This is a genomic window from Spiroplasma endosymbiont of Zeiraphera isertana, assembly GCF_964030805.1.
GTDB lineage: Bacteria > Bacillota_I > Bacilli_A > Mycoplasmatales > VBWQ01 > Spiroplasma_E.
Genome location: NZ_OZ034965.1, coordinates 1,406,193 through 1,424,055 on the forward strand (window position 1 = coordinate 1,406,193; position 17,863 = coordinate 1,424,055).

Below are 17,863 nucleotides of genomic sequence, written 5' to 3' on the forward strand. Positions count from 1 at the left end.
ATGTGGGGAGAAGTCCGTAAAAATATTTATGCTCAAACAACAAATACTAAAAGATTAACAAAAAAATGAGTACAAGAAAATTTAACATCTAAGCTTATCGAAGAAAAATCAATTATAGTTTGTGATATGCAAATACTATATGATACAGTAGCTAAACAAACAAAATGTAATCTCAAGAAATTTAAATCAAAAGAAAATAAAGAATTAAATTATAAAAATTTAAGTAATATCAGTAAAATACAATCAAGTTTAAAAGAATTTATTACTCATTATCATGGCATTGGATTTACCAATATTCAAAATTACCTCAATTTATGAAAATTTAAATACCAACATTATAAAATATCACCTTATGCAAAATCCGAAGCATTATATTTCAGTTTGTAAAAAAAATAAATCCCAAAATTAAATAAAATCAAATTTTAGGCCAGGTTGATGATTTTTTTTATTTCATCAAGAGTTTTTTTGAAAATTAAAAGAAGTTTTTGAAACTTACATATCCCTTCCAAGAATCCGTAAATAGACAGCACTCAGTAAAAATGTGTTTCAATGCAAATCTTAAAAGGTTTTTTTCATCTGCATTTTTCAGCACCTTCACAATTAGTTTGTTGCTGGTTTTCTCATAAACTCCAACACTCAAAGTTTTATTCAACAAGGATCTTCCTTGTTTTTTAAAACCTAAATGTGAAAGATACATTTCATCCATCTGTGCTGTGCCATCAAGAATGAAACCTGCATCTTGATTTCCAATTCTAGTCCTGATTTCATGACACATTTTTCAAGCTGTTTTATAGGTAACACTCAATTCCCTTGCAACATCGGTTGCTGGTATGCCATGCTTTGTGTTTATTCATCTAAAGATGAGATAAAACCAAGATGTCATTTGGGTTTGTGACTTATAAAAAATGGTTCCATAAAGAATACTAAATGTTGGGTTACAGTTCAAACATCGTATTCTTCTCAAATCAGAAGTATTCAAACTAGAAGAAGCACATCTGATGCATTTCATTATTTTCAACTTCGCTATATATTTCAAACAATCGTTTTCAGTTTGAAATATGCTATTGAATTCATTTCCATTCATTTTTTCCTCCACACTAGTACATGTGGGGATAATTTCCTTTTTTAATTCTTTCAATTGGAGTTTCAGTAGCATCAATAGCTAACAAATTATTATTAGTACCTTTATTTTTTGTTAAATCTTTTTTTCCGGGTAAATTAAAAATTCCGCTTTTTGTTAAAATATTTTCAATTCAAAAAATATTACGAATGCAACTAGTATGACTAATATTATATCTTTTTGCAATAACTCTATAACTACTATAGTCTTTTCAATATTCTAAAGTCATTAATAAACGCTCTTCAATTACAATTTTATTTTTTCTACCACCATAATATTTTTGTTTAGACTCAGCAATTTTTAAAATTTCAAGCATTTTATAAAATGTTTGTGGCTTTATGCCGACTAAACTATAAAATTCTTGATCATCTTTATATTTTGTCAACATAATAACTATCACCTTTAATATCAATAATAATCGTTAAATTTTTAAAATTAAAGGTTTTGCACCAAGTCTAATTAAGAAAAGAAAGGAATTAGCGCAATGTATAAGTATCTGAGTATTGAATCAATAATAGCAATAAAAGAATATAAAAATTATGGATTTTCGATTCGTAAAATAGCAAAAATTGTTGATTATAGTAAATCAACTGTACATAGAGTTTGTAGATTATTAAATAAAAACTTATTGCCATTAGAAATATTGAATCAATTTCAAAAAAATAAACAAAATGCAGGCAGAAAATTAATAATTTTAACTTTAACAGAAATTAATAGTATTAATCATTTGTTAATTACTAAAAAGTATGCTCTTGATATAATTGCTAACTTTTTAAAGGAAAATAAAATAAAAAGTATTTCAACAAAAACTTTATATAAAATGTTTAAAAAAAATAGAATGGGTTTTGATGAAAATAACTTATTGAGAAAAGGCAAAAATAAATCTCACAAACAAAAAGAAACTAGGGTCAAAATTAATAATTGTAAGTCTATTCATGAAAGAAATTTAATCATTCCTAATATTAAAAATATAAAAGAATTTGGTCATTTAGAAGGTAATACTATCATTGGCAAAGATCATAAAAGTTCTATTATTACTTTGGCTGATATATGATCAAAAACCACAATTCCTTTAGTAACTAAAAATCATAAATCAGAAAATATTACGAAAAGTATAATAAAATTTATTTCAAAGTTACAAAAAGGAACAGTTAAAACCATTACTTTTGATCGTGGTAAAGAATTTAGTAAATGAAGATTAATCGAAAAAATTTTTTAATTTTCACAAAAAATCTTGATATTACTTTTAATTTAAAATTAAAAGTAATATTTTTATATCAGGGGTGATTTTTTGTGACTAATAATGAATTAATTGATGTTTTAAAAAACAAAAAAGATGAAGAATTTATAAAAATTATTAGACATTTTAAAAATAGAATTAAACAAATTGAGAAAAAAGAAAAATTAGATGCAATTGATAAAAAATTTAAAGAAAAAGGAATTCAATGTCCAAATTGTAAATCTTATTGATGTGTAAAAAATGGTTTTAAGAATAATAAGCAAAAATATTTATGCAAAGATTGTAAAAGTAGCTTTGATGCTTTAAGAAATCATTTTTTACATTGAAGTCATTTATCTCATGAACAATGAGATTGAATAATTTGATTGTCATTGTTAGGTCAATCTGCTTATACTATTTCTCAATTTGCTAAAATTTCAAAAACATCAGCATGATTTAATCGTCAAAAATTTATGAAATCATCACAATTAGCAAAAACACAAAAACCATTCACAAAATTAAAAGGTAGAATTGAAATTGATGAAACTTTTATCAAAGAAATTCATAAAGGAAATTTCAAAAATCCAGATGATCCAAGAAAAAAATGAATTGAAGAAAATGCTAAAGATTTAAACTGTTGTATTGAAATGGCAATTGATGAAAATAAAAATATTTATGCTCAAACAACAAATACTAAAAGATTAACAAAAAAATGAGTACAAGAAAATTTAACATCTAAGCTTATCGAAGAAAAATCAATTATAGTTTGTGATATGCAAATACTATATGATACAGTAGCTAAACAAACAAAATGTACTCTCAAGAAATTTAAATCAAAAGAAAATAAAGAATTAAATTATAAAAATTTAAGTAATATCAGTAAAATACAATCAAGTTTAAAAGAATTTATTACTCATTATCATGGCATTGGATTTACCAATATTCAAAATTACCTCAATTTATGAAAATTTAAATACCAACATTATAAAATATCACCTTATGCAAAATCTGAAGCATTATATTTCAGTTTGTAAAAAAAATAAATCCCAAAATTAAATAAAATCAAATTTTAGGCCAGGTTGATGATTTTTTTTATTTCATCAAGAGTTTTTTTGAAAATTAAAAAAAATTTGTAATGTCAAAATTTATTTTGCAGATCCTGGTAAACCTTGCCAAAGGGGTTTAAATGAAAATAATAATGGTATTTTAAGAAGATATTTACCAAAATCTACAGATCTATCTTCATATAAACAAAAAGATTTAAATTTTATAGCATTTCAAATTAATTCTACACCCAGAAAATCGCTCTCTTATAAAAGACCAATAGATTTAATACAATTATTTTAAAAAACTGTCCCATTTATATTTACAACTCAGGCAATTATTTTAAAAAACTGTCCCATTTATATTTACAACTCAGGTCATCTAAAATTATTTGATTAGTTTTAGTTGCATCATCTAATATCATATTATATTCACATTTACTTATATTACTTGATTGGTTTGTTAGATTCTTTGAGTTTAATGTAGTTTTCTTTTCATCATTTTTTTCTATTACTTTTATATTTAATTCTTGTTTTTTATTTTTGTAAAAATTTCATGAATAGTAACCAATTCCACCAGCAAGACACACCAGTCCCACTGTAAGAGGATTATTTGGAAGTATTGATTGTAATAAATTAGAAAGTATTTCAGAATTAATTTCGCTCTCATTTGTGTTTAAAAATTTCATTTTTATGTTCCTTTCAAATTAAAATAAAAACCTATTTATTTACAAAAATAAATAGGATAAAAACTTATATTAAATTTTTACTAAATAAATATAGCATAATTTATATATTAATTGTTAATAAGTTATTTAAAATTTTTATAAAAAAGCATATATCCAAAAAAAATATTGACTTTCGCGTTAAAGTTATATATATTACAAAATAGTATTTGAATAAAGCTAATAAATTATATATAGAGGAAGATATAAGATGCCATCAAAATTAGTAATCATGGAATCTCCAGTTAAAAGTAAAGCAGTACAATCATATTTAGGTAATGATTATTTAGTGTTATCTTCGGATGGACACATTCGTAATTTAGCAATTAAAGGTCAATATGGTTTGGGAATTGATTTAGAAACTTTTGAACCAATTTACAAAATTGATCGCAAAAAAATGCCAAAGGTAAAAGAATTAAAAAGTAAATTAAAAAGTATTACTCATGTTTATCTAGCAACCGATCATGATCGTGAAGGAGAAGCAATTGCTTATCATTTAGATCAAGTATTAGCAACAAGTAATATATCATCACGAATAACTTTTAATGAAATTACTAAAGATGCAATTTTAACAGCATTTAAATCTCCACATAGTATTGATTTACCATTAGTTCGTAGTCAAGAAGCAAGAAGAATGGTTGATCGTATCATTGGTTTTCGCTTAAGTAATCTATTACAAAAGAAGATCGGTTCACGTAGTGCAGGGAGAGTACAATCAGTAGCATTAAAATTAATAGCAACAAGAGAACGTGAAATTATTAATTTTATTAGTAAAGAATTTTGAACAATTAATAGTACTTATCAAAAAAAAATAATATTAAATTGTGAAAAATATAAAGAAGAACTGTTAGTTATTAATAATGAACAAGAAGCAGTTGCTATTAAAAATGCATTAAGTGATAGTTATCAAGTAATTTCTGTTACTGAACAAAATCGTAAGCGTAATTCATTAAATCCATTTACTACTAGTAGTTTATTACAAGCAGCATCAACACAATTAAATTTTAGTACTGCTAAAACAACGCTTATTGCTCAGCAATTGTATGAAGGAATTGATGTTAATGCAACACTTACTGGATTTATTAGTTATCCTCGTACTGATTCAATACGTTTAAATGATAAATTTATTGAAAATGCCAAAACATTAATTGTTAATGAATATGGTGAACAATATCTTGGGCAGAAGAAAGAACAGACTAATAAAAAAAATGTGCAAGATGCTCATGAAGCAATCAGACCAACTGATTTAACAATGAATAATAAACGTGCTATTGATTGTTTAAATAAAGATCAATTAAAACTTTATAATTTAATTTATTTTCGTGCCCTTAGTTCATTAATGGCACCATCACAATTAATTAGTACTACTGTTTTATTTAAAAATAATGATTATCAATTTCGTTTAACAGGACAACAAATCAAGTTTAAAGGATTTTTAATGCTTGATGTAGAAAGTCTTGAAAATGAAGAACTTTTAGTTTTACCAAAATTTGAAAAAAATCAAATTATTAAAGTTGAGTCAGTAAATTTACAGCAACACTTTACTAAACCAAAACCAAGATACACAGAAGCTAAATTAATTAAAACATTAGAAGAACTAGGAATTGGTCGACCATCGACTTATAATCCAATTATGAACACTATTAAAGAACGCGGTTATGTTATTATTGAAAATAAGTCTTTTAAAGCTACTGAGAAAGGTCTTTTAACTAATGATAAACTTCAAGAGTTTTTTTATGATATTATTAATGAGACATATACTTCACAAGTTGAAACTCAATTAGATCAAATTGCTCATGGTAATTTTGATATGCATCAAGTGGTAAAAGACTTTTGAGTTAAGTTTGAACCAAGGATTGATGATGCTTTTGATAAAATGACTGAGTTTAAAATTAAACCGGTTTTATTAGATCAAGATTGTCCACTTTGTGGTGACCCACTTGTACAAAGAACAGGAAGATATGGTAAATTTAACGGTTGTTCAGCATTTCCAAAATGTCGATATATTCAAAAACAATTAGAAAAAATTAAACCTTGTTTAGTATGTACAGATGGTTGAATGGTTGTTAAATCTTCAAAACAAAATCGAAAATTTTTAGGGTGTACTAATTATCCAAATTGTAAACATGTTGAAAAGTATCAAGAAATAACTTCTGATAAAGAAGTAAAGTAGGTGAAACGCATGTTAAAAGATTATATATTATTAATAGATAAACCTTCATTTATGACATCACAAGATTGTCTTGTTGTTATTAAAAAACGTTTGAAATTAAATAAAATTGGTCATACAGGTACGTTAGATCCTTTAGCAACAGGACTAATGGTAGTACTTGTGAATGAAGCAACCAAAATTAGTGATTTTATTTTAAAAAGTGATAAAGTTTACATTGCAAAAATGCAACTATTTTTAAAAACCGACACCGGCGATATTACTGGTAAAATTATTGAATCAAAACCACATCTTGATTTAAAAGAATCAGAAATTGTTAAAGCACTTGAATTTTATAATAATCGTCAATATGAGCAAATAATTCCTGCTTATGCAGCAGTTAAAATTAATGGTAAAAAACTTTATGAATATGCTCGTGAGAATATTCCTGTTGAATTACCAAAACGTAAGGTTTATATTAAATCTTTAAAATTAATTAGTTTTAATAATGATTTAGTTACTTTTGAAGTAGTATGTTCAAAAGGAACTTATGTTCGAGCTTTGGTTACTGACATTGCTAGAATTTTACATACATCAGCAACTTTAACTTATTTGAGAAGAATTCATCAATCGGGTTTTGATTTAAGTAATGCCCTAAATTTAGATGTTATTAATGAAGAAACAGTTAGTAAAAATCATATTAGTATTTATGATGGTGTTAAAAATATTATGCCATCGATTGTTGTTGATAATAGTAAAAGTGTTATTGATGGTAAACCTTTAGTTATTGATAGCACTAATGAGCCATATGTTTTAGTTGTTAATTCTGAACATTTGCCATTAGCTATTTATCGTAATCAAAAAAATAATTTATACGTAAGCCAACGAGGTTTTAAATGTAATGAAGATATTAAAATTGAAAAATCTAAATATTCAAAATCAAAAATTGATGTCTAAACCAATTATTGCTTGTTGAGGTTTTTTTGATGGTATTCATCAAGGTCATCAAGCCCTATTTAAACAATTATTAGTTAATTCAACAATAAACAATTATCAAACATGTATTATTAGTTTTGATAGAAAACCACAAAGTGTAATTAGTAATAAAAATAATGAGGTTTTATTAAGTAATGAAGATAAAATTAAAACAATTGCTAAATACAATTTTGATTATTATTGGGAAATTAAGTTTAGTAAAGAAATAGCAACACTTTCACCAGAGCAATTTATTTCGTGATTATTGGCAAATAATGTTAAAGCAGTAGTTGTTAATCCAAATATTAGGTTTGGTTATCAAGGGCAAGGTAATATTAAAACATTACAACAATCTTCATTACAAGTTTATCTTTGTAATGATATTATTGTTAATAATAACAAAGTTTCTTCAACTTATATTAAACAACTTTTACAAAATAAAGATATTAGTAGTGCTAATCTTTGTTTACAACAAGAGCCATATACAATTAGTGGTAAAGTAGTTCATGGTATTAAAGAGGCTAGAACGATTAATTTTCCAACTGCTAATTTATCTTTATTAACAAACTATGCATTACCAGGTCTTGCTACTTATATTACACTTACTGAAGTAGATAATAAATGATATCCAAGTATGACAGTAATTATGTTACGTAATAATAAGCCGTTAGTTGAAACTTACTTATTAAACTTTAATCAAGATTTATATGGAAAAATCATTAAAGTTAGATTTTTAGATTTTCTTCGTGATAATTTAAAGTTTACTAATTTAGATGATTTAAAAAAACAAGTCGATAAAGATTTAATAGAAACTTTAATTGTAAAATTAAAAAGGACACTTATATAAAAATTAAATTGTGTTAGTTCTATAATTAAGAAAAGAAAGGAATTAGCGCAATGTATAAGTATCTGAGTATTGAATCAATAATAGCAATAAAAGAATATAAAAATTATGGATTTTCGATTCGTAAAATAGCAAAAATTGTTGATTATAGTAAATCAACTGTACATAGAGTTTGTAGATTATTAAATAAAAACTTATTGCCATTAGAAATATTGAATCAATTTCAAAAAAATAAACAAAATGCAGGCAGAAAATTAATAATTTTAACTTTAACAGAAATTAATAGTATTAATCATTTGTTAATTACTAATGTTAATTACTAAAAAGTATGCTCTTGATATAATCGCTAACTTTTTAAAGGAAAATAAAATAAAAAGTATTTCAACAAAAACTTTATATAACATGTTTAAAACAAATCGAATGGGTTTTGATGAAAATAACTTATTGAGAAAAGGCAAAAATAAATCTCACAAACAAAAAGAAACTAGGGGCAAAATTAATAATTGTAAGTCTATTCATGAAAGAAATTTAATCATTCCTAATATTAAAAATATACAAGAATTTGGTCATTTAGAAGGTGATACTATCATTGGCAAAGATCATAAAAGTTCTATTATTACTTTGGCTGATATATGATCAAAAACCACAATTCCTTTAGTAACTAAAAATCATAAATCAGAAAATATTACGAAAAGTATAATAAAATTTATTTCAAAGTTACAAAAAGGAACAGTTAAAACCATTACTTTTGATCGTGGTAAAGAATTTAGTAAATGAAGATTAATCGAAAAAATTTGTAATGTCAAAATTTATTTGGCAGATCCTGGTAAACCTTGCCAAAGGTGTTTAAATGAAAATAATAATGGTATTTTAAGAAGATATTTACCAAAATCTACAGATCTATCTTCATATAAACAAAAAGATTTAAATTTTATAGCATTTCAAATTAATTCTACACCCAGAAAATCGCTCTCTTATAAAAGACCAATAGATTTAATACAATTATTTTAAAAAACTGTCCCATTTATATTTACAACTCAGGAAAACTATTTCCAATAAAATTAAATTTTATTGTATATGCTAATGAAAAATAAAAAAGAAAAAAGGGAGTAAATAAATAATGAAATATTGAGTAAAAGAATTTATAAATCAAATAAAAGATAATAATGAAATTTGCGCAAACTATGATTATAAAGAAAATTTACAAAAAAATATTACTTCAAATGATAATTGTCAAATTGTAAATGATGAAAGAATGCCATTGTTACAAGAACACACTTCAAATAATAAATGTATAGTTATTGAAATAGAATCAAACATTTCAGCTGTTAATAATATAGTAGAAATAAATTTACAAGGAAAACAAATTGAACAAAAAAAACAGACTACTAATAAATTACCTAATTATGGTTCAATTTGTTAAGAAATTAAAAAATATAAGGCTTTTATCCCTTTATGTACTATTTTTAAATTTTATCACATAAATGGAGATAAAAGCCTACCTAGGAAATTATCCCCGCATGTATTTAAATCAAACACAAAATTACAGTTTCAAAACTAGGTATGTTATTGAATTTATATGCTGATTCTTTTGCATATAAATGAATATTGTGCTTTGAAACTCTTATGTGTGTTCGGAAAGTTCGTCGGATGTGCTTTCATGCTGATTCAATCTGGTTTGTGTTTACACCTGTTGGTGACACATACCCAACTTCATGATTTACGATTTCATGTTTGGGATAGAAGTTTTTGAAACTTACATATCCCTTCCAAGAATCCGTAAATAGACAGCACTCAGTAAAAATGTGTTTCAATGCAAATCTTAAAAGGTTTTTTTCATCTGCATTTTTCAGCACCTTCACAATTAGTTTGTTGCTGGTTTTCTCATAAACTCCAACAATCAAAGTTTTATTCAACAAGGATCTTCCTTGTTTTTTAAAACCTAAATGTGAAAGATACATTTCATCCATCTGTGCTGTGCCATCAACAATGAAACCTGCATCTTGATTTCCAATTCTAGTCCTGATTTCATGACACATTCTTCAAGCTGTTTTATAGGTCACACCCAATTCCCTTGCAACATCGGTTGCTGGTATGCCATGCTTTGTGTTTATTCATCTAAAGATGAGATAAAACCAAGATGTCATTTGGGTCTGTGACTTATAAAAAATGGTTCCATAAAGAATACTAAATGTTTGGTTACAGTTCAAACATCGTATTCTTCTCAAATCAGAAGCATTCAAACTAGAAGAAGCACACCTGATGCATTTCATTGTTTTAAACTTCGCTATATATTTCAAACAATCGTTTTCAGTTTGAAATATGCTATTGAATTCATTTCAATTCATTTTTTCCTCCACACTAGTACATGCGGGGATAATTTCCAAATATAATTAAGTAAAATGATGCATTATTTAAATAACTTATTTTAATAGATTAGTTAATTTACTTTCACTAATTTCTTTATATATGTTTAAATTAGTTTGTTCGTATAAATAACAAGCTCAATAATATCAAATTAAATTTTGATAATTCATTCATTTTTTAGCAATAATTATTTGTTCATTATTTAAATTAAAACAATTAAATCAAGTATTAATTTCGGTTTCAGAAGTTAAACTTTCAGAAGCAAAAGAGGCAATATCAAATAATTCGTCGTTTCAACAAGCAAAATCTCAATCAATTAAATATCAACAATTATTTTTTTTAACAAAATTATTTAATGTTAAATCATTATGAGATAAAACAATTGTTGTTGGTTGATAAGTAGCAATTCATTTGATTACCTCACTGGTTATTTTTTCTAAGCAAGGATTACTAGTAGTTAAATTACAGTATAAATTAAGTTGTTCTAAACCTTTTCAAGTTTTAATTAATGATTTATTATCAAATTTAATATTATGTAGTTGTTTTACCAATGATGAAATTTGTTCTAATATTTGTTTATTAATTATTTGTTCGCTTAAATTAATTAAATTATGATAATATGGCATTAAGGTTAATAGTTTATTATTATTAATATTTATTTCATTAATAGGTAATGTAAATTTTTTTGATTTAATTAATTTAATAACATTAATTTGATTTGTAAAATTCAAAAAAGGTTGCAAAATATCTTTAGATTTTTTTAAAAAAAAATGTTTATTTACTAAAAATAAGTCATTGGTTAAACCTTTTGTTTTTAATATCTCTAATTGATATGGTGGTTTAATAGTTTTAAATTTCAAAATGACACCTCTATTTTGCTTGTATTGTCCGTAATAAAATTATACAATTTATTAAATAAAAAATATTGAAAGTAAGTGATAGTATGTTAAAAAAAGGTTATATTCATATTTATAAAGGTGAAGGAAGAGGTAAAACCTCAATTCTTAATGGTATGGTAATTAGAGCATTGGGTAATAATCTTAATGTTAGTTACTTACGTTTTTTAAAAAATCGTCCTTCTGGTGAAATTAATTTTTTAAAACAAAATACTAAACTTAAAATTGAAAGTTTTTATGAATCTTCGCAAAAATTTTTTTGAGAAATGGATGAAGAAGAAAAAAATAAATTAAAACCAGAAACTAATTATGGTCTTACTAGATTAAAACTGTTAAGTCAAAGTGATAATACCGATCTTATTGTTGTTGATGAAATTTTAGGGTGTATTCAAAATAATTTGATTAAAGAACAAGACTTAATTGAAATTTTAAAAAATAAAAAATCACATATTGAAATTGCATTATCTGGTAGATATGCATCTTTTGCCTTAGAGCAATGTGCTAATTTAATTAGTGAAGTTAAATCAATTAAACATTATTTTGAAAAAGGTCAAATTGCTCGTGAAGGGATTGATTATTAATGACTGCTAAAACCTTATGGTTTGCATCTAATAATATCGGTAAAATTAATGAATTAAAGAGTATCTTACAGACAAAGGGATATAATGTCAAATCAATGTTAGATCTTAATTCTCCTCTTGAAATTAATGAAACAGGTACATCATTTATTGAAAATGCAATTTTAAAAGCAACAACACTTGCAAAATTAGTGAATGGTCCTGTAATTGCTGATGATTCAGGGTTAGAAATAGTAGCTTTAAATAATTTTCCTGGTATTAACTCAGCACGATGAAAGGGTGAAATGTCCTATCATGATGCAATGTTAGACATTTTAGAACAAATGGAAGGTGAAACTAATCGTGCAGCAGTATTTATTTCTGCTATTGCTTATGTTGATTTTGATCATAAGATTACTAAAGCATTTATTGGTAAACTTGAAGGTGAAATCACTACTGAGATAAAAGGTAATGATGGTTTTGGTTACGATCAAATATTTTATGTTCCGGTAGTACATGCTACTTTAGGTGAATTGTCATTGGCAGATAAAAATAAAATTTCTCATCGTAATTCAGCAATTCAGCAATTATTAACATTTTTACAAGAACAAAATTAGATAGTTAAAATGAAAAATAAAAAGGATGGTTTAATTCTTTTTTACAGTTTTTCTTTTTTAAAGATTGAATTTTGTTTAGAAACTATTTTAAATAATTGGATAGATTACACTTTATTGGACACTAATTACGTAGACAAGTGAACAAATTAGTTAAAAGAAAGGAACTATAATTATGGCCAATATTAACTCATATACCGACGAATTTAAGAAACAAATAGTAGCTTTATATCAAAGTGGTAAGTCAGTGTCTTGTCTTGCTAAAGAGTACAATGTTACAAGAGCAGCTACTTATAATTGAATTAAGCAATTTACTTTTAATTTTCACAAAAAATCTTGATATTACTTTTAATTTTAAATTAAAAGTAATATTTTTATATCGGGGGTGATTTTTTGTGACTAATAATGAATTAATTGATGTTTTAAAAAACAAAAAAGATGAAGAATTTATAAAAATTATTAGACATTTTAAAAATAGAATTAAACAAATTGAGAAAAAAGAAAAATTAGATGCAATTGATAAAAAATTTAAAGAAAAAGGAATTCAATGTCCAAATTGTAAATCTTATTGATGTGTAAAAAATGGTTTTAAGAATAATAAGCAAAAATATTTATGCAAAGATTGTAAAAGTAGCTTTGATGCTTTAAGAAATCATTTTTTACATTGAAGTCATTTATCTCATGAACAATGAGATTGAATAATTTGATTGTCATTGTTAGGTCAATCTGCTTATACTATTTCTCAATTTTCTAAAATTTCAAAAACATCAGCATGATTTAATCGTCAAAAATTTATGAAATCATCACAATTAGCAAAAACACAAAAACCATTCACAAAATTAAAAGGTAGAATTGAAATTGATGAAACTTTTATCAAAGAAATTCATAAAGGAAATTTCAAAAATCCAGATGATCCAAGAAAAAAATGAATTGAAGAAAATGCTAAAGATTTAAACTGTTGTATTGAAATGGCAATTGATGAAAATAAAAATATTTATGCTCAAACAACAAATACTAAAAGATTAACAAAAAAATGAGTACAAGAAAATTTAACATCTAAGCTTATCGAAGAAAAATCAATTATAGTTTGTGATATGCAAATACTATATGATACAGTAGCTAAACAAACAAAATGTACTCTCAAGAAATTTAAATCAAAAGAAAATAAAGAATTAAATTATAAAAATTTAAGTAATATCAGTAAAATACAATCAAGTTTAAAAGAATTTATTACTCATTATCATGGCATTGGATTTACCAATATTCAAAATTACCTCAATTTATGAAAATTTAAATACCAACATTATAAAATATCACCTTATGCAAAATCTGAAGCATTATATTTCAGTTTGTAAAAAAAATAAATCCCAAAATTAAATAAAATCAAATTTTAGGCCAGGTTGATGATTTTTTTTATTTCATCAAGAGTTTTTTTGAAAATTAAAAGAATTTACTAATTCAGGTAGTTTTAAATCTAAAGATAATCGTTCTGTTGAAGAAAATGAATTAATTAAATTAAGAAAAGAATTAAAACAGTTACGAATGGAACATGATATTTTAAAGCAAGCAGCACTAATAATAGGCAGAAAATAGAGATTATTATCAATAATAAATGTAAATATAAAATTCGTACAATGTGTCGTTTTTTAAAGCTCTCTAAATCAACATATTATTTTAATTTCAAGAAAAAAGAAAAAAAACAAAATAATATGTATGATGAAGCTGTTATTAGTGCTTTTAAAGAAAATAAAGAAATTTATGGCACAAGAAGATTAAAAGTCATATTAGAAAACCAAGAAATTTATTTATCAAGACGAAAAATTAAAGAAATTATGAATAAACATAATTTAATATCAAAATACACTAAATTAAGACACAAAAATTATCATAATAAAGTCAATGATAGTCAAATAACTAATCTTGTTAATAGAAACTTTAAGAATAGGATTAAAAATGAAGTTATTGTTAGTGATTTAACTTATGTTCAAGTAAATGGTAAGTGAAACTATATTTGTTTATTAATAGACCTATTTAACCGCGAAATTATTGGACATAGTGTAGGCACTAAAAAAGATGCATCATTAGTATATGAAGCATTTATGCAATCAAATCGCTGTTTAAAAGATATTCAAATATTTCATAGCGATCGAGGTAATGAATTTAATAATAAAATTATTGATAAACTTTTACTAGCATTCAACATAAATCGATCTTTAAGCAAAAAAGGATGTCCTTATGACAATGCTGTTGCTGAAGCAACTTTTAAAACTTTCAAAACAGAATTTATTAATGATAAAAATTTTACATCATTAATCCGATTAAAATTAGAATTATTTGATTATATCAATTGATATAACCACATACGAATTCATAGCACTTTAAACTACCTAACTCCAGTTAATTATCAAAAACAAATGTCTACCAAAAAATAGTCCTAAAAAAGGTTGCCATTCCACTGTAAAACTTTGTATTTGTTCTGCTGTAAGTTCTTTAATTTGTCAATTTGTTAATCATTTTATTTGTTTTGGTGATAATCTTTGTATTTGTTCTGTTGTTAGTGTTGAGACTAATATATTTGTGCTTCTTTTTTTATGTCTGTTTTTAATTTTAGTTATTGTTAATGGTGTTGTTATTTGTTGTCTTAACTTTTTTCCTCATTCTTGTGATTTTAAAAAAATTTGATATGTTTGTTCAACTTTATTTTTGTGTTCTTGAATAGAATTTTTTCAAGTAATATTTTTTATATTAGTAGGATCTGTACTGTTAGTATTAAAAGTTACCAATTCACTGGTATTATTAATAAGTAAATCATTCATTTTAGATACCTCTTTTTAACTATAAAACTCATTACTTTTTTTAAAGTAATGAGTTAGAAATGTTTAGAATTATTGTTATTTTTACTAAATCTGCTTATCTACTAAAATTTTAGCACCTTATAAATAAAATACAATAAAAAATAAACACGTATCTTAGTTATATCAATTTATAAAAAATGGAATAATCAATATTAAGAAATAAAAAAGTAAAAGAAGATAATTATATATCTTCTTTTAAAAATTATATAGTTTTTTTAGCAGCAGTTTTTAATAGATTACCTGTGATTAAAGCTGTTAGTTGATCAAAAAACTGATTTGGATTATCAATAGTTCCTCATTCTTGGCCAACAGTTATTAGTTTACCTTTATTAACAATAAAAACAATTGGTAAAGCTTTAAATGCTCTTTCTTTATCAACAGGATTTTGAATTTCCTTGACACCTGAATCAGCAACAGGTGCTGAACTATTATCAGAAATTTTATGGTCAAGTAGTCAATGATACATTTGTTGTTGTCAACTAATTTTTTTATCATTTCAAAATTGGTTAACAATATCACTACTAGGGTTGGCATAAGGAGATTTTTCATAAATTTTAATATTAATAGTCCCATTAGTAGTAACACTGTTTATTTCAGTTTTCTTTTCTGTTAATCAGTTATCTCATTTACTTGGTACATTATTATTTTTGATTTGCATTGTGTGTAAACCGTCAATAATTTGCTTAGAAAGTGGATTATCAGCAGTACCAAGTATGCCAAAAAAAGCATGCCCACTATTAACATCACTAATAAATTCTTGATATTTTGAATCATCTGTACAAGCACTAACTTGTAAACTAGTTGTTGTGCCTATTATTAAGGCTGCTATTAGTCCAAATTTTTTACGCATTTATTTTCATCACCTTCAATATAATATCATAAAGTTATATGAATAATAAATTAATAATTAAATATAACGTACTAAGTATACTATGTTATAATCTTAATAACAATATAAAAATCAAAAGGAGTAGTTTTTTTTCTATATGGACAGTAATTGGTATATTTATTTAATAATATTGCTGGTTTTATTATTTTTAAGTGGTTTTTATTCATCTGCTGAAACATCATTAACTTCTTTAAATGTTATAAGAATTAAATCTATTGGTAAATTACGTAGTAAGAAAAGTCGTCGTGCTAATATTGTATTTAAGTTAGTTAAAAATTATAATGTAACTTTAACAACAATTTTACTTGGTAACACAGTAATTAATGTTGGAATTGGTACTTTAAGTACCATATTATTTATTGATTCTTTTCGTGTTTATCCTACTTATGGTCCTTTAATATCAACTTTAGTTTCAGCAATTGTTGTTTTAATTATTGGTGAAATTATACCTAAAAGTGTTGCAAAATTACATCCCGAGACAATAGCTTTAAATTATGCATATATTTTGTATATTCTTAATATTATTTTTTATCCAATAACTTTTATTGTTACTTTATTTCAATTTAAAAGTAAAAAACCAACAAGTTCTGAACAAGAACTTATTGAATTGATTTCAATAATTGAAAGAGAAGGAGTTCTTGAAAAAGCAGAACGTGATTTAATTGAATCTGCAATTAAATTTGATGAAAAATCAGTTTTTCAAGCTATGCATCCCAAAAGTAAAATTAAATATATTTATGATGATACGCCACCTAAAGTTATTAAACATCTATATTTAGAAGAAAAATATAGTAGAATTCCTGTTTTAGATCATGTTAATCAAAATGTAATTGGTATTTTAAATATTAAAGAATTTATTATTAATATGTTAGAAAATGAAAATCCAGATTTATTACAATTAATGTTACCAGCAATTTTTATTTCTAAGCGTACTAAGTTAAATGAAGCATTGGAAATTTTACAAACCGAAAGAATGCATATGGCTATTGTCTGCAATAATAAAGATAAAAAAGATTTTAATGGTATTATTACACTTGAAGATATTCTTGAAGAATTAGTTGGTGAAATTTATGATGAAACTGATGAAATTGGATTGATACAAGAAATAGGAACACATAAGTTTCGTGTTGATGGTTCTTCAAAACTTGAAGTATTATTTAAACGTTATTTAAAAAGAAAACCTCCAAATTATAATAAACAAACTGTCCAAGAATGATATATGTTCAAAACAAAAGTAAAGAAAGTAAGGAAAAATAGTCCACTTTTAAAATTTCGAAATTTTTCATTTAAAGTTATAAAGGTTCGCAAAGAATTTGCTGTTTTTGAAGTTGAAATTTTTACTAATAAAAAAATTAAAAATAAATGAGAATAGTTAGTGCAGGATTTTTATTTAAATGCTACAATGTAAAATCATAATTATAATTATGATATGAAGGGGAGGTTAATTATGAAAAAAGGTATTAAATTAGTAACTATGATTGCAGCATTAAATCTTGTAACAGTTAATGGTTTAATGTTAACGTTTTCTCCAGACAGTGATCATTATGTCTATTTAAATAAGCATGATGCTAATGCTAGTTTATTAAAATGAAAACTTTAACCAGAAGATG

General features: G+C 24.5%; 20 protein-coding genes and 3 pseudogenes. 16 read left to right on the top strand and 7 right to left on the bottom strand.

The features are described from left to right. Positions 1-387 (top strand): hypothetical protein, encoded by a 387-nt coding sequence (locus AAHM78_RS09970; protein ID WP_342253039.1) that lies wholly within the window; start codon positions 1-3, stop codon positions 385-387. 85 nt (positions 388-472) lie between these two features. On the opposite strand, the gene AAHM78_RS09975 is transcribed toward AAHM78_RS09970, so the two are convergent. Both AAHM78_RS09975 and AAHM78_RS09980 read right to left on the bottom strand, forming a co-directional pair. After that, entirely contained in the window at positions 473-979 is a 507-nt protein-coding gene (locus AAHM78_RS09975) for an IS1595 family transposase (RefSeq protein WP_342253040.1), read from the bottom strand. 118 nt (positions 980-1,097) lie between these two features. After that, positions 1,098-1,508, bottom strand: a complete 411-nt coding sequence (locus AAHM78_RS09980; protein WP_342253041.1) for a transposase family protein — start codon at positions 1,506-1,508, stop codon at positions 1,098-1,100. Between the two features lie 96 nt (positions 1,509-1,604). Between AAHM78_RS09980 and AAHM78_RS09985 the strand changes: the two are divergent. The 3 genes and pseudogenes from AAHM78_RS09985 to AAHM78_RS17050 form a co-directional block, all read left to right on the top strand. After that, a pseudogene (locus AAHM78_RS09985) lies at positions 1,605-2,330 on the top strand (IS30 family transposase); the annotation flags it as partial. Positions 2,331-2,413: 83 nt separating this feature from the next. Next, the gene (locus AAHM78_RS09990; RefSeq protein WP_342252847.1) at positions 2,414-3,373 is read left to right on the top strand and encodes an IS1595 family transposase; all 960 of its coding nucleotides are present in this window, start codon (positions 2,414-2,416) and stop codon (positions 3,371-3,373) included. A 79-nt stretch (positions 3,374-3,452) separates the two neighbouring features. Continuing rightward, positions 3,453-3,686: pseudogene (locus AAHM78_RS17050) on the top strand (IS30 family transposase); the annotation flags it as partial. A gap of 34 nt (positions 3,687-3,720) precedes the next feature. On the opposite strand, the gene AAHM78_RS09995 reads toward AAHM78_RS17050, so the two are convergent. Continuing rightward, positions 3,721-4,071, bottom strand: coding sequence for a hypothetical protein (locus AAHM78_RS09995; protein WP_342253043.1), 351 nt, complete (start codon positions 4,069-4,071; stop codon positions 3,721-3,723). Between the two features lie 247 nt (positions 4,072-4,318). Between AAHM78_RS09995 and topA the strand changes: the two genes are divergently transcribed. From topA to AAHM78_RS10025, 5 genes and pseudogenes are all read left to right on the top strand, one after another. Next, positions 4,319-6,280 (top strand): type I DNA topoisomerase, encoded by a 1,962-nt coding sequence (gene topA / locus AAHM78_RS10000; RefSeq protein WP_342253044.1) that lies wholly within the window; start codon positions 4,319-4,321, stop codon positions 6,278-6,280. A 9-nt stretch (positions 6,281-6,289) separates the two neighbouring features. Further along, complete coding sequence (gene truB / locus AAHM78_RS10005; protein ID WP_342253045.1) at positions 6,290-7,213, top strand: tRNA pseudouridine(55) synthase TruB; 924 nt, start codon at positions 6,290-6,292, stop codon at positions 7,211-7,213. Next, positions 7,173-8,078 carry a riboflavin biosynthesis protein RibF gene (ribF, locus tag AAHM78_RS10010; protein WP_342253046.1) on the top strand — a complete coding sequence of 302 codons (906 nt, stop codon included), beginning with the start codon at positions 7,173-7,175 and terminating at the stop codon, positions 8,076-8,078. Before truB ends, ribF begins: the two co-directional genes overlap by 41 nt. A gap of 50 nt (positions 8,079-8,128) precedes the next feature. After that, positions 8,129-9,086 (top strand): annotated as a pseudogene (locus AAHM78_RS10020) (IS30 family transposase). 109 nt (positions 9,087-9,195) lie between these two features. After that, the gene (locus AAHM78_RS10025; RefSeq protein WP_342253049.1) at positions 9,196-9,498 is read left to right on the top strand and encodes a hypothetical protein; all 303 of its coding nucleotides are present in this window, start codon (positions 9,196-9,198) and stop codon (positions 9,496-9,498) included. Between the two features lie 103 nt (positions 9,499-9,601). On the opposite strand, the gene AAHM78_RS10030 is transcribed toward AAHM78_RS10025, so the two are convergent. Continuing rightward, entirely contained in the window at positions 9,602-10,318 is a 717-nt protein-coding gene (locus tag AAHM78_RS10030) for an IS1595 family transposase (protein ID WP_342253050.1), read from the bottom strand. A gap of 180 nt (positions 10,319-10,498) precedes the next feature. Then, positions 10,499-11,173, bottom strand: a complete 675-nt coding sequence (locus AAHM78_RS10035; RefSeq protein WP_342253051.1) for a phosphotransferase — start codon at positions 11,171-11,173, stop codon at positions 10,499-10,501. A 212-nt stretch (positions 11,174-11,385) separates the two neighbouring features. On the opposite strand from AAHM78_RS10035, the gene AAHM78_RS10040 reads away from it, so the two are divergent. The 5 genes from AAHM78_RS10040 (at position 11,386) to AAHM78_RS10060 (ending at position 14,941) form a co-directional block, all read left to right on the top strand. Beyond that, positions 11,386-11,919, top strand: a complete 534-nt coding sequence (locus tag AAHM78_RS10040; RefSeq protein WP_342253052.1) for a cob(I)yrinic acid a,c-diamide adenosyltransferase — start codon at positions 11,386-11,388, stop codon at positions 11,917-11,919. Then, positions 11,919-12,512 carry an RdgB/HAM1 family non-canonical purine NTP pyrophosphatase gene (rdgB, locus tag AAHM78_RS10045; protein ID WP_342253053.1) on the top strand — a complete coding sequence of 198 codons (594 nt, stop codon included), beginning with the start codon at positions 11,919-11,921 and terminating at the stop codon, positions 12,510-12,512. Before AAHM78_RS10040 ends, rdgB begins: the two co-directional genes overlap by 1 nt. 172 nt (positions 12,513-12,684) lie before the next feature. Next, complete coding sequence (locus AAHM78_RS10050; RefSeq protein WP_342253054.1) at positions 12,685-12,861, top strand: transposase; 177 nt, start codon at positions 12,685-12,687, stop codon at positions 12,859-12,861. 43 nt (positions 12,862-12,904) lie between these two features. Beyond that, positions 12,905-13,864 (top strand): IS1595 family transposase, encoded by a 960-nt coding sequence (locus AAHM78_RS10055; RefSeq protein WP_342253055.1) that lies wholly within the window; start codon positions 12,905-12,907, stop codon positions 13,862-13,864. A 279-nt stretch (positions 13,865-14,143) separates the two neighbouring features. Beyond that, positions 14,144-14,941 (top strand): IS3 family transposase, encoded by a 798-nt coding sequence (locus AAHM78_RS10060; protein WP_342253056.1) that lies wholly within the window; start codon positions 14,144-14,146, stop codon positions 14,939-14,941. Here the strand turns inward: AAHM78_RS10060 and AAHM78_RS10065 are convergent. Further along, a complete protein-coding gene (locus AAHM78_RS10065) occupies positions 14,897-15,325 on the bottom strand; it encodes a hypothetical protein (protein WP_342253057.1) in 429 nt (142 codons plus the stop codon). The two genes, AAHM78_RS10060 and AAHM78_RS10065, sit on opposite strands and share 45 nt — an antisense overlap. Before the next feature lie 241 nt (positions 15,326-15,566). Continuing rightward, complete coding sequence (locus AAHM78_RS10070) at positions 15,567-16,214, bottom strand: hypothetical protein (protein ID WP_342253058.1); 648 nt, start codon at positions 16,212-16,214, stop codon at positions 15,567-15,569. Between the two features lie 136 nt (positions 16,215-16,350). Here AAHM78_RS10070 and AAHM78_RS10075 point away from each other — a divergent pair, with 136 nt between their 5' ends. Both AAHM78_RS10075 and AAHM78_RS10080 read left to right on the top strand, forming a co-directional pair. Next, positions 16,351-17,625 (top strand): hemolysin family protein, encoded by a 1,275-nt coding sequence (locus AAHM78_RS10075; protein ID WP_342253059.1) that lies wholly within the window; start codon positions 16,351-16,353, stop codon positions 17,623-17,625. 75 nt (positions 17,626-17,700) lie between these two features. Then, on the top strand, positions 17,701-17,853 hold the full coding sequence (locus AAHM78_RS10080) for a hypothetical protein (protein WP_342253060.1): 153 nt from the start codon (positions 17,701-17,703) through the stop codon (positions 17,851-17,853). Positions 17,854-17,863: the final 10 nt, after the last annotated feature.